Origin of the sequence: Granulicella sp. L56 (assembly GCF_009765835.1) — a bacterium.
Classification (GTDB): Bacteria; Acidobacteriota; Terriglobia; order Terriglobales; family Acidobacteriaceae; genus Edaphobacter.
On record NZ_LMUS01000001.1, the window covers coordinates 1,507,133 to 1,522,891 of the forward strand.

Below are 15,759 nucleotides of genomic sequence, written 5' to 3' on the forward strand. Positions count from 1 at the left end.
TCGATCCATCGTGGTGTCTACCCAAGCCTCAACTCGAATCTTCGCCGGAACCTCCGGCTGGGCTTACCCGACGTGGAAACCTGACTTCTATCCTCCTCGCACTCCCGCAAAGAAGTTCCTCGAGTTCTACGCCTCGCAGCTCACCTCTGTCGAGGTCAATTACACCTTTCGCGCCTTGCCTACCACAAAAATACTCGAAGGCTGGCTCGCTGCCACTCCGCCGCATTTCCGCTTCAGCTTCAAGGCCCCGCAGCGCATCACCCACTTCAGACGCCTCCGCGATTGTGATGCCGACGTGGCTCAGTTTATCGCCGCGCTCGAACCGGTCCGCCAAGCTGGCAAGCTCGGCCTCCTGCTCTTTCAACTTCCGCCAAACTTCAAGGCCGACGCCAGCCTGCTCACAGCGTTCCTCACTACCCCGGCATTGCAGACATCAGGCACGCCCCGCATCGCGTTTGAATTTCGCCACCAATCCTGGTTCAACGAAGAGATTTATACCATCCTGCGCCAGCACGAAGCCGCGCTCTGTATCGCCCAAAGTGACGACCTCGTTACCCCCGAGATCCATACCGCAACTGAATTTACCTGCTTCCGTCTGCGTAGCAGCGGCGGCTATTCCTCCGTCGAGCTCGACTCGTTCGCCAAACGTTTCACCGCACTCGCGCAGCAGCGCAATGTCTACGCCTACTTCAAGCACGAGGACGAACCCACCGGCGCACTCAACGCCAAAGCTTTCCTCGACCGCACACTTGCCATCGAGGACAAGCATTGATGTCAGCAACAACGCTCGCAACCGACACCGTTCAAATCGCCGATTTTCAACCGCGGCGCTTCCTGCACAATGGCCATCTGCAGACCATCTTCGGCAACTATCTGCCGCGCACGAACAGCCTTCCTCCGGGCGAGGCCCAGCTCGTCGAGGTCTCCCCGGCCACCGACTACCAGATCTCCAGCCAGGTCCTCTGCCACTGCCACTGGCAGCCCGAAGACGTCCGCGCCGCACGTCCTACGATCATCATCGTGCATGGCCTCGAAGGCTCGTCCAACTCGCAGTATGTAATCGGCAACTCCAACAAGCTTTGGCGGGCAGGTTGCAACATCGTCCGCATGAACATGCGTAACTGTGGTGGCACCGAAGCGCTTGCACCCACGCTCTACCACTCCGGACTATCGAGCGACGTCGACGCGGTCATGCGCTTCTTCGTCGATCTGCATCAGCTTCAATCCATCGCGCTCATCGGCTACTCTATGGGTGGCAACCTTGTGCTCAAGCTCGCCGGCGACCTCGGCAAAACTCCGCCGCCACAGCTCCGCGCGGTCATCGGCGTCTCCCCGGTCATCGACCTTGCGCCCTCCTCCGACGCTCTTCATCTCTGGCAGAACCGCATCTACGAGAAGAAATTTGTGCGGGCCATGCTTCGCCGTTTTCGCCGTAAGGCAGCGCTCTTCCCTCGCGCCTTCGATCCCAATCGTGCCATCGGCATCAGTTCGCTCCGCGACTTCGACGAGCGCATCATCGCCCTCTACGCCGGTTTCTCCGGGGCCGAGGACTACTACCATCGCGTGGCCGCAGCCCGCGTCATCGATCAAATCACCGTCCCCACGCTCATCCTGAACTCTCTCGACGACCCTTTCATCCGCATCGCGCCCGATACCCGCGATAAGATCGTGGCGAACCCAAATATCACCTTCCTCGAAACTGCCCAGGGCGGCCACTGCGCCTTTCTCGCCCAACCGGACCCCTCCATCTGCTACGACGGCTACTGGGCCGAGCACACCCTCCTGCGCTTCATCCTTGCCAATGCATAAGCCATTCCCTACCAGCCTCAGACTCCCGCTAAGATAGTGATTGATGCTCGCCGAATGGTCCGTAGAAGCCTCCGCAGACGATCCCGTCCTCGTCATTCCCTGGTCTGACCCCTCAGACCCCAGCGGCAATCGTCGTTTCATCGACCTGCGCGAAAATCCGTACGACCTCGAACATCTCCCCGAAGCGGAGCTTCATCCTCCGCTCATGCATGCTCTCCGCTCCCTCAACGCGCCCCGCTCGCCTGTATTCACGGCCAAATGCGATGCATGGCCGCTCCAACCCAAACAAGATGCAGACGAGCTGGAACAGCTTCGCCTCAACCTCGATATCTTCGATGACGCCTCCCACGATGCCTCGGACGGCTTCGTCAGCTATATCGACATCCTCTGGCGCGAGCGCTCGATCTTCACCTCGTTCCACCAGCACGAGCAGCTTCTCCACCGCCTCACCCGGCACGCCGCTCCGCTCAGCCATCCCTATGCAATGCTCGACTGCGTTCTGCGCCCTGCGCTCGTCGACCTCACCGGGCCACAGGAGGGCTTCGCCCTCAGCCTCTATATCAAGTCCCTCGGCCACGATCCACAATCTGCCGAAGAGAACTGGGCCAGCGCCCTCGACGCCATCGTAGGCCTCGTCCGCAGCAAAGATCTCTCCTTCGCCTAAGTGTTTTCCGGTTGACCGTCCCACCCGCTACAATCGAATCAGGAACGTATAGGGGCGAGTAGCTCAATGGATAGAGCATCAGCCTTCTAAGCTGACGGTTGCAGGTTCGAGCCCTGCCTCGCTCACCACACCCTCTACATTCCGTCATTGCGCGCCGGCCCACGGAAAACGAAAGGGGCCGCCAATATATAGCGGCCCCTGACTTTACGTCTTCCCTCAATTACTTTCTACTTCTTAGCAACAGCCTCTGCCTGAATCTTCGCCTTATTGTCGATAAAGGTCTGCTGTGCTTCGAGCACCTTATCGCGGGCAAAAGAAGCATCGCGCCAGCCTTTTACCTCGACACGCTTACCCTCAAGGTCCTTATAGATAGCAAAGAAGTGCGTGATCTCCTTGAGCATGTGCGGGTAGATCTCGGAGTAGTTCCAGACGTCCTGGTAGCGCGGATTATTCTTGCCGACACACAGTACCTTCTCATCAGCTACGCCCTGATCGAGCATCTCCAGCACACCGATGGGACGAACCTCTTGAATGCAGCCCGAAAAACTAGGCGTATCAACGAGCACCAGGACGTCCAGCGGATCGCCATCAGCCGCAAGGGTGCTCGGAATAAAGCCATAATCCCCGGGATAGTGAACGGGCGAATAAAGATTGCGGTCCAGCCGGAAGACATGCAGCTTCTTGTCATACTCGTATTTGTTGATGCCTTCGGAGGGGATCTCGATGACGGCGTTGATTACCTCGGGCGCTTTATCTCCGATGGGTAGCTCAAGATAGTTCGGCATAAAATCTGGGATCTCTTCTCGTGTGCGAAATTTTGCAGCTTGTGGCAATGCGATCGCAACTGCCGGCGGCAACTGCTCCCTCTCCGTTTTAGGAAGGAAAGCGGCACCTTGTCTATAATCAAGCAGAATGAAGGCTCATGTCTATGTCACGCTGAAACGAACGGTGCTGGATGCCCAGGGGCAGACAGTTGCGGATGCACTACGGCGAATGGAATATCGCGGCGTTGCTGACGTACGGCAGGGAAAGTATTTCCTGCTGACTTTGGAAGATGGATTGGACCAGAACGCGGCGCAGGCCGAGATCGAACGGATCGCGCGCGAGGTGCTGACCAATCCGGTAATCGAAGAGTTTACCTTCCGGCTGGAACCCTAAACACTGCGTTCCCACCGTTTCCGGTCAAAATTCATCGCCATGGCTGGAAGCGGCAATCGGCTGGTGCTAGGCTCAAAAGCATAGCAATGGAGAACCCTTTGAGTCCTTCGTCGATCCCTGCATCCCTGGAAACCATTGCGGCGCTTCAACCTGCCGGAAATGCCTCCGCCGGAAGCAGATTTGTTCGCGCCTGTCTTCGTCAGCCTGTCGATCGCACCCCCATCTGGCTGCTGCGCCAGGCTGGGCGATACATGCCCGAATACATGGCAGTGCGCAAGCACCATTCGCTGCTCGACATCTGCCGAACCCCTGATATTGCCGCCGAAGTGACCATCACCGCCGCCGAGCGGCTGAGCGTCGACGCCGCAATTATCTTTGCCGATCTGCTGCTGCCGTTTACCCCCATGGGGCTCGACTTCGAATTTCTCGCCGGCGAAGGTCCGGTCGTGCACTCCCCCGTGCGCACCGTTGAACACGTACGCGCTCTCCGCACCGACCGCATCGACGAACTAAGTTATGTAGCGCGGGCCATTGAGAAGGTCGCCGCTCACTTCTCCGCTCCACGAGCAGATGGCGACCAGCTTGGCATCATCGGATTTTGCGGCGCGCCGTTCACCTTGGCCAGTTACATGATCGAGGGCGGCTCTTCGCGCAACTACATCGAAACTAAAAAACTGATGTACAGCGACAACATCGCGTGGCCGATGCTGATGGAAAAGCTGGTGACGGTGCTGGTCGGATTTGCACAGCAGCAGGTGGAAGCCGGAGCCGACGTCATCCAGATCTTCGATAGCTGGGTCGGCGCGCTGAGCGTGACCGATTACCGCCGCTACTGCCTCCCCGCCGTCACAGAACTCGTCCGCAGAATTCAGTCGATGGGAGTTCCCGTCATCTACTTCGGCGTAGACACCGCCTCGCTTCTCCCCGCCATGGCCGAGACCGGAGCAGACGTCATCGGGCTCGACTGGCGCATTCCTCTCGACCAGGGATGGAAGGCCGTCGGCACCGGCCATGCCGTGCAAGGAAACCTCGACCCTATCACTCTGTTTGCCCCCGAAGAGATTCTCAAAGACCGAGTACGCGAGGTGTTGGCAGCAGCAGCCGGGCGTCCCGGCCATATCTTCAACCTCGGTCACGGCATCGTCCCCGGAACTCCCGTTGAAAACGTAATCAAAGTCGTCGAATGGGTCAAGGAGTACGGAGCGCTATGAGCGGAGAGGCAGGCCGAAGCGCCGTTCTGCTGCTCGCGCACGGCACTCCCGACGTGCTCGGTGAGATGGCCGCGTATCTTGCCAAAGTGACCGGTGGCAGACCGCTCCCCCAAGAAGTTGTGGAAGAGTTGCAGCACAGGTATCAGCAGATTGGCCTGGGCGAAACGCCGGGAGCCGAAGCCCCACCGCTGACCAAATGGACGCTCATTCAAGCGAATCTGCTGGAGCGCGCCTTGGATCGAATCGGCGACTCCAATACCAGGGTTTACGTGGGGATGCGGAACTGGCATCCCTACATCGCCGATGCCATCGCCAAGATGCGGCTCGACGGCGTAACCCACATCAAGGCGATCTGCCTCGCTCCGCAAAACTCCCGCACCAGCGTTGGCCTCTATCGCAAGGCCGTGCTCGCCGCCGCTGATGGCCTCGAGGTTGACTTCGTCGCCGGATGGGCCGAGCATCCCCTGCTCGCGCAGGCGTTTGCCGAGCGCCTGTGGCCGGTGTGGGCGTTGGCCTGCGCCCAATCAGGACGACGCATTCCCGTGCTGTTCACAGCGCACAGCGTTCCCTGCCGCACCGTAATGACAAAGACGGCTGATGACGGAACATCCGAGCCTCCCGACACCTACGCCGTAGAGGCAAAGCGCACCGCCGAGCTCGTCGCCGAGCGCATGGCCCCGGTCGGATTTGGAGAGAAGGACTGGTACTTCGCCTTCCAGAGCCAGGGCATCAGCGGAGGCCCATGGATCGGCCCGACCGTAGAGGACACGCTCAAGGCCATCAAAGAAGAGGGCCACGTTGGCGTCGTCATGCAGCCCGTAGGTTTTCTCTGCGACCACGTCGAAATTCTGTACGACATCGATATAGCCTTCACAGAGAAGGCAAAGGCGCTCGGCTTAAAACTGTGGCGAGCCGAAAGCCTGAACGACTCCGACATACTGATCAACGCCTTAACAGAGATCGCGTCAGGTCAATATAAAGCCGTAGTCGATGAGGTAATAGTTCCAGCGTAGGTTTAGGCATTCCGATTTCGCCGTCCACCAAATCACGTCATCTCAACCGGAGCGCAGCGCAGTGGAGAGACCTCTGTATTTCGCTTTTCACTCCACCCGCAAAGATTCTCTGTGAAAATGCTCTAGGCTAATAAAAGCCAGAGCATTTTTTGGAGCGTGGATGAAGCGAATAGCAATCATCGGTGGCGGCATAGCAGGATTGACGGCAGCCTATGAGCTATCGCGCCTGGCGAGCAACGGAGCCGCGGTAGAAGCCGTGCTCTTCGAAGCCTCACCGCGGCTGGGCGGCATCGTCGAGACCGTGCGCGAAGGCGGCTTCGTCATCGAGTGCGGCCCCGATGCCTGGGTGACAGAAAAGCCATGGGCCCGCGAGCTGGCAGAAGAACTTGGCGTGGCCGATGAGATCATCTCTTCTAACGATGCCACGCGCAAGACCTACGTCCTGAGGGACGGCCAGCTCGAAGCGATGCCGGATGGAATGCGCATGATGGTTCCATCCAACCTCCATGCTCTCGATCAGTCAGACTTATTCAGCGAAGAGGCCAAAAAGTCTTTTCACGCCGAGATAAATCGAGCGACTGAACTCAAGGCCAGCGCACCGCAGCAGGACGAGAGCGTCGCAGCATTTGTACAACGGCACTTCGGCAGTGAAGTGCTCGAAACCATCGGCGCTCCGCTGCTACGCGGGGTCTTCGGCGGAGACGTAACGCAATTAAGCGTGCGCGCCGTCATGGCTCCGTTCGTTGCGATGGAGCACGAGCACGGCAGCCTGATCGCAGCAATGCAGGCCAACCTTGCCGCAAGCAAAAATAAGCAGGCTGCCATCTTTACCACGCTGCAAAGTGGATTGGGAACACTTGTAGACAGGATGGTCGCAACCATTCCCAAACACTGGCTCCGCCTGGGAACCACGATCCACTCGATCTCGCACAGTCACCATGGCTGGGAGGTAAATACCTCTAAGGCTCAGGAGCACTTTGATGCCGTCATGCTGGCTGCACCTGTCCACATCGCGCGAGAGTTGATGCAGCCCATCGACGCGCGAGCTGCACAGCTCATGGAGATGGACGCAAGCTCCGCAGTGGTCGTAGCCTTCGGATTCTCCGATGCAGCAAAATTCTCTACTCCCCCGGGCTTTGGCTTTCTTGTTCCCGAAGGCTCGGGAAGCCGCCTGCTGGCCTGCACCTTTGTCGACCAGAAGTTCGCCAACCGCGTGCCGCAAAATGGAAAGCTGATTCGCGCCTTCTTCGGCGGAGACGCCGCAGAACGATTGATACGCTGCGGCAACGACGAAGTATCCTCCGTAGCACGCCTCGAGATCGCACACATCCTCGGCCCATTGCCAAAGCCTCAGGTAACTGTAGTGCGGCGCTGGCCGAAGAGCCTCCCACAATATGCCGTCGGCCACCTTGAACGAATGAAGGAACTCGACGAACGCATAGGAAGCCTCCATGGACTATATCTTTTAGGAAATGGATACCGCGGCGTCGGTCTACCCGACCTGGTCAGAGACGCGCGCGCAGCCGCGCAGCAATGCATAGAAGGAGACAAGCCATGAGCATCGCAACCACCCAGGGAGACAGCGGGCAAACAGGATTAGCTGGCGGCGTACGCGTCTCAAAAGCAGACCTGCGCGTAGAGGCATACGGCTCGGTCGATGAGTTGAATGCGACCCTCGGCTTCGCCCGCAGCATCTGCAATCACAAAGAAATCGGTGCATGGACCGAAGAGATTCAGCGGACACTCTTCCGCGTCGGAGGCGCCCTGGCCACTCCTCCCGAAAACCAGAAGAACGCTCCAGTCATCTCGCTCGATGATGTCGACGTTCTCACAAAACTCGTCCATCAGATCGAAGCGACCGAAGGCATCCTCTCCGACTGGTCGCTACCCGGAGCGCACACTGAGTCCGCCGCCTACGAGATCGCTCGCACAGTCTGCCGCCGCGCCGAACGCAACGCTGTTCGTCTCGCAGAAAATGGCGTAGAGGTAAAGCCCGAGATCATCGCCTACCTCAACCGCCTCTCCGATCTCATCTGGCTCTTCGGCAGGCTGATCGAATTGACCGCGGGCATCGACGCTCGCCTTCGCACCGGCGATACCTCTGGCCCAAAGTGGTCCCGCGCCTGGAAGTAACTTCTCTCCCTCCTCAAAAATAACGTTATCTCGACCGTAGCGTAGCGAAGTGCAGCGACCTCTGTATTTCGCCGTTGCCGTGGCTTGTTTCTATCCAAAAAATATCACCGTCATACCATCTTCATGACAGAGCCAACCACGATGCTGCCATAATGATTGCCATGACATGGTTCTCCTTTCTCGATTCCAGCAAGAGTCGCGCCAGCTATCCGCTACTCCCAAAAACTTCGCGGCGCTCTCGAACTCGAATCAAATCCGCAACGACAATCGTCTGTCTCCTCGCCGGCTTTACCTCGGTAGCATGTCGCGCACAGAAGCCATCCTCCGACTTGGATCTGCACGGAACAATAACCTATGCGAATCGCCAGAGCTACGTCGAAGTCCCCTTCGAAGTGTCCAAAGGAGTCACTCGCGTAACCGTGGAATTCTCTTACACAGAACGCGACAAACACACAACCATCGATCTCGGCATGTTCGACAGCGAACGTTTTCGCGGGTGGAGCGGCGGCAACAAGTCGACCTTCACCGTATCAGCCACCGACGCGACTCCTTCTTATCTTCCCGGCCCGATCATCCCCGGAAGATGGAAGCTGATACTCGGCGTTCCTAATATCCGGGAAGGCGTTCGCTCCGGGTACGAAGCCAAAATTCACTTCTCGCACGCTGGAGACAGGCCAGAGGTATCCACCTTCAGCGAAGCTCCTCTCCGCAACGGCCCGGCATGGTATCGCGGCGATCTGCACATGCACGACGCCCACAGCGATGGCTCATGCCTCAGCCAATCTGGCAAGAAGGTTCCCTGCCCTCTCTATAAGACCGTCGAGACCGCAGCCGAACGAGGCCTCGACTTCATCGCCATCAGCGATCACAACACCATCTCGCAATACAACGACATGCGCGAGCTACAACCCTACTTCGACAAGCTGCTCCTAATCCCCGCTCGTGAAATAACTACCTTCCAAGGACACGCCAACGTCTACGGCCCCACTGACTTCATCGACTTCCGCTTGACCAGCCCACACGTGCCGAATTTCAACCGACTGCTCGATGAAGTTCAAAGCGTGCATGGCATTCTCTCCATCAATCATCCCGGCATTCCTTCGGGAGAGTCCTGCATGGGCTGCGGCTGGACAGTTCCTGATACAGACTTCAGCCGAGTCACCGCCATCGAAGTGATCAACGGCGGCACAGCCGACGGCCCACACTCCGGCATCCCCCTCTGGCAGCAGCAACTCAACAATGGATTTCGTCTGACAGCATTAGGCGGCAGCGATAACCATGACTCCGATCTCAAGGCTCAAACCTATTCAGCCATCGGCCATCCTACAACCGCGATCTATGCGGCTAATTTATCGGAGAATGCCATCCTCGATGCGATTCGCGCAGGTCACGTCTTCGTCGATGCTCAGGGCACAAAAGACAGAGCCATCGAATTTACAGCAAAGACGGCTACAAGCGTTGCATCCATGGGAGATGAAATTCAATCTCCTGCGGGAGAGCAGATCCACTTCACGCTAAAGATGACAGCCCTCGCGAGTGACCATCCAGAGATTATTCTGGATGGCCAGCCAACCACATTACTGGATACATGGGCCGCAAAGCAGAACGAAGAAATAAGGAACTTCGACTATCAAAGCGACGGCAAGCGCCATTGGCTCCGAGTCAACATCCGTTCCGAAAGCGGTGTTCTCCTCATTGTAGGAAATCCCATCTACCTGAACTTCTCGAAACGATAAAACCAAACCACCTGTCAGTGAGCACTGACAGGTGGTGCCAAAAGTTTATCGACGCAACCCACAGGCTTCGTCACCGGATTACATCTGGCAACAAGCCCCGCGGGAAATTCGACAACGTACTTGGTCCACGGCGAAGGCTCGGACGCCGGATAGTCCGTACTGATCATCTGCGCTCCACTCGAAAGCGCAAGATCGCGCCGCGTCGTATCATTCGTGCGCGCCTGATCCGTATTCTCATCGGAGCGTGTCCGCACCAGATAGCCCTGCTTCACCAGCGCGTCAATCTCTTCACGCGCTCCGTCGTTCTCTTCCGTAAACGCCGCATCAGGAGCGCTTGGCTCCGCATTAGTAAAGAGCACTCGCCCACGCAGCGATGGATGCCCCTTCGTGTAGATAGGCTCCACATGTCTCTGATCGAGCAAGAAGAGAACCTTACCGCGAGCCTCTGCCAGCGTAGGCCACTTGCCAGCATGAACAGCCTCTACCAGCGTCGCCGAATTGCCGCGCACGTCATCCGGTGTAATCATCTCGTCGGCCGTGAATACGGACTGAATCTCTTTATCCAGCGCATCGAATACAGGAGCAGTAAATGGTTCTGGTGTTACTGCATTCGGAAGGTTGCGGTCTCGCCCCTCTTTCGTCTCGATCAAAATAAAGATCGGCAGATGATGAAGATGCTGCTTCGACCAACCGCGAACATCGCTGAGACAGGCAACAAGAGTCATGCATGTGCTGCGTACATCGATGTCCTGCATATGCAGTACCTTGAATCCCGGCTTGTCCATTACATGATGCGGATCGAACTCCGGGTCCGCTGGCAATCCAGCCTTCGCCACCATACCCAGAATCGCAGGATGCGCGTACCTGCCGCCTTTCGTATCGGAATACACGTCGATCTCTATCTGTCGCACGCCACCCGATAGCTGATCGGCCAGCGGAGCATGATGATAATCGAGCCCATGCAATCCCTCGGGACTTTTCATCGCCATCAGCTTCCTCGCGCTAGGCGGAAACCCTGCATGATAACTATTATGCGAGCCAATCACCTGAATCTGATTTACATGTACCCGCTGGTCCTGCTGCGCAGCAGTTGTCTGTTGCGCCAGCGCCGATCCAGCCATAGCAAATATCGTCATGGCCAGTGAGATTTGAGCTGTCTTTTTGATCGTCATATCTGTCCCGTGATGCGTTTGTTATCCAACCAGGTAGGGCTTGCTGTAATGCGTCGACCACTCCACCAGATCTGCATTCATCCATCGCAGTTTCTGGTTGCGACTGTCCGCCTCAAACAACATATAGGCATTAGCATCGTAGCGAGTAGCTGCCGTAACGTAATGCTGCGGCCCATAGGTATGGGCGAAGTCCACCCACTTATGCCAATGCCCCGCAATCACCATCTGGATCGTATCGCTATGCTTTCTAAGCAGCGGATGCAAACCATAGTCACGCACCTCCGTTGCATCCACCAGCCATAGCGGATAGTGGATAAACACAATGGTAGGCTTGCGATCATTCAGAAGCCCTTCAAACCAATTAAGCTGCTCTTCCCCAAGCGAACCCAGCCGCTTGTCGAACTGAGGCGAGTTTCGATCCCATCTCGCTCCCAGAAAGTTATTAAGGTGCACAAACCGAAAGCCTTTGTAGTCAACCGACGAATACGGCTTTGCCTTCAGCTTTTCAGCGAATAGCCGATGAGACATCTCCCGCGAAACTCGTGGAACGTCATAGTCATGATTGCCAAAGCCCAGGTGCACCGGCATCTGAAAGCCATCGAAGATCTCTTTCGCATTGTCGATGCGTGTCTTGTTCTTGAAGTAAAAATCGTAATCCGCAGAGGGGTAGTTATGAAAACAATCTCCTGCAACAAAGACCTGCTCGATCTTCGGATGGAGTGAATTGATCAGCTCTCGCGCCGAGATGAGACGCTCTGACGTGTGAAGGATGCTTTCATTGTCCTCCACGCCGTTCTCGGTTCCCTTCACATAAAATTCGTCGATGATATGTGGGTCTGCCACAACCGCAAAGTGAAATCTGGAAGGAGATGCTGCCTGCGTTACTTCGCTCCATCCTCGTTGCGTCCAAAGCGTACCCAGCGCCGATGCTCCCATCATGCCAAACGCGCGGCGATCAATCTTCAAACCTGAACTCCATTCTTTGCGACATCAATGCCTTCAGTTAGGTTCGGCACCGCCCTGAAGAGGACGGTGCCGAAGCATTTCCAGTTTCCGTACACCTAACCCACTAGAAGATCAGCTTGGCTGCAAGCTGAAGCTGTCGTGCGGGGTAAGCGCTTGTGATGGCACCAAAGCCTCCATCGGTGATCGCGCTGTCAGGGGCCTGATAATCCACTTGATTGAGCACGTTGAAGGCCTCGGCGCGGAAGTCCAGCTTGGAGGCTTCATTCCAAAGATTGAACGCCTTGTGAAGACCGAAATCCGTATCGAAGTACGCGAAGGAACGAAATTTATTACGCGAGACATTGCCATAAGCGTTCGTATTTCCTAACGCCACCGATGGCACCGCCAGATACGTTCCATCCAGATAGCCCTTCAACGAAGTGGCCGTCTTGATCTGCTTCGAGCCTGGGTTCTTGATCTTCGCACCAGCCATCGTCAACTGTGGGCGGAGAGTCACCAGATCGGACGTATACAGCGGATTATTGGCAGAGCTGCTGTAGTTCAGATTGAAAGGCAATCCACTTGTCGATGTATTGATGACCGTAGTCTGCCATCCACCAAGAACTGCATTGATCAGGAAGTTTGAGTTAGCTCCGAACTTGCGTCCATGACCGTACGGCAGGTCATACACAATCGAAAGCGTGTTGTTGATCGGCTGATCATAACCCGACGGGCCATAGTCATTGCGCGGATTTGCAAAGTTCACGCGGGAGTTATCGCCGTTGCTGGTCTCGAGATGTCCCGAAGCCAGGTCGAATGCACGGCCCCACGTAAACGAGTTCAGCAAGTAAAGCGCGCCGACGCGCTTCTCCAACTTAGCTTGCAGCGAATTATAGGAAGACGAGTTACCGCCATAAGCAATCTCGATATCGCCAAATGTCGTCACCGGACGGCGCGACTGGTAGGTCGCGCAGCCTGCTCCACCTGCATTGAGGCAAGGCGCAGCCTGGTTATAGTCGGCGAGTACCTGAAGGTGCGTGCCCTTGTTGCCGACATAGGCGATGTCCATCACCAATCCCCACGGAAGCTCCCGCTGGAAGCCGAAGAAATAGCTCTGCACATAACCCGTCTCAAAGTTCTTCGGAATATAACGTGATGTCACCTTCTTCGGGTCGAAGTTGGAAGGACTCGTTAGCCCAACTGCGTAGCCCTGCTGCATCTGACGGAAGCAAGCCGTCTGGTCCTGCGTGTCGTTGACACAACGGTTGGTCATAGTCGGCGTTGGATTGTTGATCGAAGCGTTGACGACGTTCGGCCCGTTGTAAGTCAGGTTGTTTTCGCCGCCCTCGCGGTTGTACTGCGTATAGCTGATGCCATAGCCGCCCCGAACGACCGTTTTCGGCGATTCGCTCCAGGCAAACCCGAAGCGCGGTCCCCAGTTCTTCATCGGCACATGTACAAGCGCGCGGTCGTAGACGCTGCCGTTCTTCGCCTGAATCAGAGTATTCGTCGTCGGATCGAAGTTCGCGAGCTTGTTATCGCGCTCCCACTGCGGAGTCGCAATCTCATACCGCAACCCTGCATTGATCGTAAGCGTGGGCGAAACCTTGATGTCATCCTGCACATACATGAAGTTGAACCGCTGCCGGAGGTTCACCACCGTATAGTTCGTCAGCGAATACGAAGACTGATTGCCAAAGAGGAAGTCGGCCATGTCTGCCGCCTGCGAAAGTTGAGCAGCCGCGCTGCTTCCCTGTGCAGGGTCAGACGGATTCGATGCCACGCAAGGCGACACCGGAGCCGCAGGAGGTGTCGTGCAGACCGGAACGGCTGCATAACCAGCCGCGTAGTTGTCCTGTCCGTAGCTCGGGTTGAAGTCGTTGACCTGTGTATTGACCGCCTGATACTCATAGCCGAACTTCATCGAGTGCCGCCCGCGAACCCACGTAAAGTTGGCTTTCGGGTCATAGATCGTCGGGTTCTGAAACTGCGGGCTAGAAGGTTGTGCTCCAAACTGTGTAAAGCCCGTGACCTGCTGCGCATTAAGATCGCGCACGATGCTCTTATCGGTTGGCACACCATTGGTGATGCCGTTTTCCGTCAACAGCGAGGAGTCTCCCTGCCCATAAGGCGTCTTCGCACCCTGGTTCTTCGTATAAGCAAAGCGTATGTCGAGCAGCTTGGTAGGCGAAATAATCCATGTCGTGCCACCTGCAATCTGGCGGTTCAGCAGATGAACATTCGAGTTGCCATTACCGCCCGCGCGCCCCAGCACCGTCGGAGGATCGAAGATGGTCCCGCGATGCTCGCTGTAGCGGGCAAACATGCTCCACTTCTGGTTGAAGGTCTCATCGACCCGGGCATCGCCCTTGTCATCCTGAATCGTGCCGCGCGGCGAAGCAATATAGTTGTTGGCAATCGTGTCATAGGCAACGGCACCAGGACCGCCACCGGTTACAGAGGTCGCATTGTTGGCTGGCAGCGCATTCATCACAGCCAGAGCAAACGGCGTCGCCTGTGACGAGATGTTCCCCGACGTAAAGACCGCACCAGTAACCGGGTTCTGCAGCGTAATCGGTGTCGGCGCAATCGATGGGTCTTTGTAGTGGAACAGGAAGATTCCCTGGCGCTGTTCCGCATTGGGCAGCGTCACCGTCGTCACCTGGTTGCGGAAGATCTGACGCAACCCTTCATAGTCCGCGAAAAAGAACGTGTGGTCCTTGTAGATCGGCCCGCCGAACGTTCCGCCAAACTGGTTGCGGATGAAGATCTGCTTGATCCCGCCTGCCGGCTGAAATGGCCCAATGGCGTTCAGGTTCGTATTGCGGAGATAGTCATATCCCTTGCCATGAAACTTGTTAGTGCCGCGCTGTGTCGACACGTTGATGACCGCGCCCGAAGCCCGGCCATACTCAGCGGAGTAGTTGCTGGTCTCAACGCGGAACTCACTCACCGCATCAGGCGAAGGCGGAATGTTCTCATTCGCGAAGCCCTGGTTCGAGGTGCCGTAGTTGTTGTTGTCGAGACCGTCGAGAAGGAAGTTGTTGAAGGCAGAGCGCTGGCCGTTCACATTGAACGAACCCTCGCGGCTCGATGCCGTCTGGTTCTCCAGCGCGGATTTACGCACACCAGGAGCAAGCAGAACAAGGTCAGCATAGGACCGGCCATTGAGAGGAAGGTTCTCAACCTCGCGCGTCCCAATCACCTGGCCGCGTGAGCTTGTCTCCGTTTCCAGCGCCGTCGGTGCAGCCGACACAGTCACCGTCTCGGCAACCGATCCAGCCTTCAGCGCCAGGTCCACGCGTTGACGAGCGTTGGTGGTCACCGTGAAGGCCTGCGTCTGCGTCTGCTGAAAGCCCTGCGCCTCGGCAACGACCTTGTACGAACCGATCTGCACGCTCGAAAACTCATAGCGGCCCTCAGCGTCCGTCGTCGCGGTCTGCTGAATGCTCGTTGCAACGTTGGTCAGCGTCACCTTGCTGTTCGGTATCGCCGCGCTCGTCGTGTCCCTGACATAGCCGAGCACCGAAGCCGACTCAAACTGTCCATAGCACTGGAGCGCTGGCAAGAGCAACAGAATCGCCAGCACCAGCGGCAACCATCCCCATGTCTGCGCCACCAACCGTGTTCTCGTAAATCCGCTTCCCGAACAATTCGGGCTCACTGCTTGCATACTTTGCATCATCTGTCCTGCCTTCTCGGAAAAAATGAACTTCATTGGGTGGTACCAGCGCAGCGGCATCATCCGCGTTTACGCTTCACAACGTACTGCCTTGTTCAACCGAAATGAACATTACGCACCCCGTAGAACACCTGTCAACCAAAATGCGCTAACGGAACCGATAACGTAAATTCCAGAAAAACACAGACAAGCTACTCAAAACAATATACTTAATAGTGAAAAACCATATTGTTTAG

General features: G+C 56.8%; 13 protein-coding genes and 1 tRNA gene. 10 read left to right on the forward strand and 4 right to left on the reverse strand.

Translation table 11 applies throughout. The features are described 5' to 3' along the window. The first annotated feature begins 13 nt into the window (after positions 1-13). The 4 genes from GSQ81_RS06260 to GSQ81_RS06275 all read left to right on the forward strand — a co-directional run bounded on the left by GSQ81_RS06260 (position 14) and on the right by GSQ81_RS06275 (position 2,601). On the forward strand, positions 14-772 hold the full coding sequence (locus GSQ81_RS06260; RefSeq protein WP_254060031.1) for a DUF72 domain-containing protein: 759 nt from the start codon (positions 14-16) through the stop codon (positions 770-772). Continuing rightward, positions 772-1,809 carry a YheT family hydrolase gene (locus tag GSQ81_RS06265; RefSeq protein WP_158909779.1) on the forward strand — a complete coding sequence of 346 codons (1,038 nt, stop codon included), beginning with the start codon at positions 772-774 and terminating at the stop codon, positions 1,807-1,809. Before GSQ81_RS06260 ends, GSQ81_RS06265 begins: the two co-directional genes overlap by 1 nt. Positions 1,810-1,852: 43 nt before the next feature. Then, the gene (locus GSQ81_RS06270) at positions 1,853-2,473 is read left to right on the forward strand and encodes a hypothetical protein (protein ID WP_158909780.1); all 621 of its coding nucleotides are present in this window, start codon (positions 1,853-1,855) and stop codon (positions 2,471-2,473) included. Between the two features lie 52 nt (positions 2,474-2,525). Continuing rightward, positions 2,526-2,601, forward strand: a tRNA-Arg gene (locus GSQ81_RS06275). A gap of 99 nt (positions 2,602-2,700) precedes the next feature. Here GSQ81_RS06275 and GSQ81_RS06280 read toward each other — a convergent pair. Then, positions 2,701-3,258, reverse strand: a complete 558-nt coding sequence (locus tag GSQ81_RS06280; RefSeq protein WP_158909781.1) for an inorganic diphosphatase — start codon at positions 3,256-3,258, stop codon at positions 2,701-2,703. A 127-nt stretch (positions 3,259-3,385) separates the two neighbouring features. Here GSQ81_RS06280 and purS point away from each other — a divergent pair, with 127 nt between their 5' ends. From purS to GSQ81_RS06310, 6 genes are all read left to right on the forward strand, one after another. Beyond that, entirely contained in the window at positions 3,386-3,631 is a 246-nt protein-coding gene (purS, locus tag GSQ81_RS06285; RefSeq protein WP_158909782.1) for a phosphoribosylformylglycinamidine synthase subunit PurS, read from the forward strand. 98 nt (positions 3,632-3,729) lie between these two features. Then, positions 3,730-4,842 carry a uroporphyrinogen decarboxylase gene (gene hemE / locus GSQ81_RS06290; RefSeq protein WP_254060032.1) on the forward strand — a complete coding sequence of 371 codons (1,113 nt, stop codon included), beginning with the start codon at positions 3,730-3,732 and terminating at the stop codon, positions 4,840-4,842. Further along, complete coding sequence (gene hemH, locus GSQ81_RS06295; protein WP_158909784.1) at positions 4,839-5,855, forward strand: ferrochelatase; 1,017 nt, start codon at positions 4,839-4,841, stop codon at positions 5,853-5,855. Before hemE ends, hemH begins: the two co-directional genes overlap by 4 nt. A gap of 160 nt (positions 5,856-6,015) precedes the next feature. Beyond that, a complete protein-coding gene (gene hemG, locus GSQ81_RS06300; RefSeq protein WP_158909785.1) occupies positions 6,016-7,413 on the forward strand; it encodes a protoporphyrinogen oxidase in 1,398 nt (465 codons plus the stop codon). Beyond that, positions 7,410-7,988 carry a cob(I)yrinic acid a,c-diamide adenosyltransferase gene (locus GSQ81_RS06305; RefSeq protein ID WP_158909786.1) on the forward strand — a complete coding sequence of 193 codons (579 nt, stop codon included), beginning with the start codon at positions 7,410-7,412 and terminating at the stop codon, positions 7,986-7,988. Before hemG ends, GSQ81_RS06305 begins: the two co-directional genes overlap by 4 nt. A gap of 419 nt (positions 7,989-8,407) precedes the next feature. After that, entirely contained in the window at positions 8,408-9,724 is a 1,317-nt protein-coding gene (locus GSQ81_RS06310; RefSeq protein ID WP_254060033.1) for a CehA/McbA family metallohydrolase, read from the forward strand. A gap of 14 nt (positions 9,725-9,738) precedes the next feature. Here the strand turns inward: GSQ81_RS06310 and GSQ81_RS06315 are convergent, their stop codons facing one another. From GSQ81_RS06315 to GSQ81_RS06325, 3 genes are all read right to left on the reverse strand, one after another. After that, positions 9,739-10,896, reverse strand: a complete 1,158-nt coding sequence (locus tag GSQ81_RS06315; protein ID WP_158909787.1) for a phosphatidylinositol-specific phospholipase C1-like protein — start codon at positions 10,894-10,896, stop codon at positions 9,739-9,741. A 21-nt stretch (positions 10,897-10,917) separates the two neighbouring features. Next, on the reverse strand, positions 10,918-11,862 hold the full coding sequence (locus GSQ81_RS06320) for a metallophosphoesterase (protein ID WP_254060034.1): 945 nt from the start codon (positions 11,860-11,862) through the stop codon (positions 10,918-10,920). A gap of 103 nt (positions 11,863-11,965) precedes the next feature. After that, the gene (locus tag GSQ81_RS06325; protein ID WP_254060035.1) at positions 11,966-15,460 is read right to left on the reverse strand and encodes a TonB-dependent receptor; all 3,495 of its coding nucleotides are present in this window, start codon (positions 15,458-15,460) and stop codon (positions 11,966-11,968) included. Positions 15,461-15,759 lie beyond the last annotated feature (299 nt).

Coding starts and splice junctions, on each gene's coding strand:
- GSQ81_RS06265 (WP_158909779.1), top strand. CDS start 772: ATGTCAGCAACAACGCTCGCAACCGACACCGTTCAAATCGCCGATTTT.
- GSQ81_RS06270 (WP_158909780.1), top strand. CDS start 1,853: ATGCTCGCCGAATGGTCCGTAGAAGCCTCCGCAGACGATCCCGTCCTC.
- GSQ81_RS06280 (WP_158909781.1), bottom strand. CDS start 3,258: ATGCCGAACTATCTTGAGCTACCCATCGGAGATAAAGCGCCCGAGGTA.
- purS (WP_158909782.1), top strand. CDS start 3,386: ATGAAGGCTCATGTCTATGTCACGCTGAAACGAACGGTGCTGGATGCC.
- hemH (WP_158909784.1), top strand. CDS start 4,839: ATGAGCGGAGAGGCAGGCCGAAGCGCCGTTCTGCTGCTCGCGCACGGC.
- hemG (WP_158909785.1), top strand. CDS start 6,016: ATGAAGCGAATAGCAATCATCGGTGGCGGCATAGCAGGATTGACGGCA.
- GSQ81_RS06305 (WP_158909786.1), top strand. CDS start 7,410: ATGAGCATCGCAACCACCCAGGGAGACAGCGGGCAAACAGGATTAGCT.
- GSQ81_RS06315 (WP_158909787.1), bottom strand. CDS start 10,896: ATGACGATCAAAAAGACAGCTCAAATCTCACTGGCCATGACGATATTT.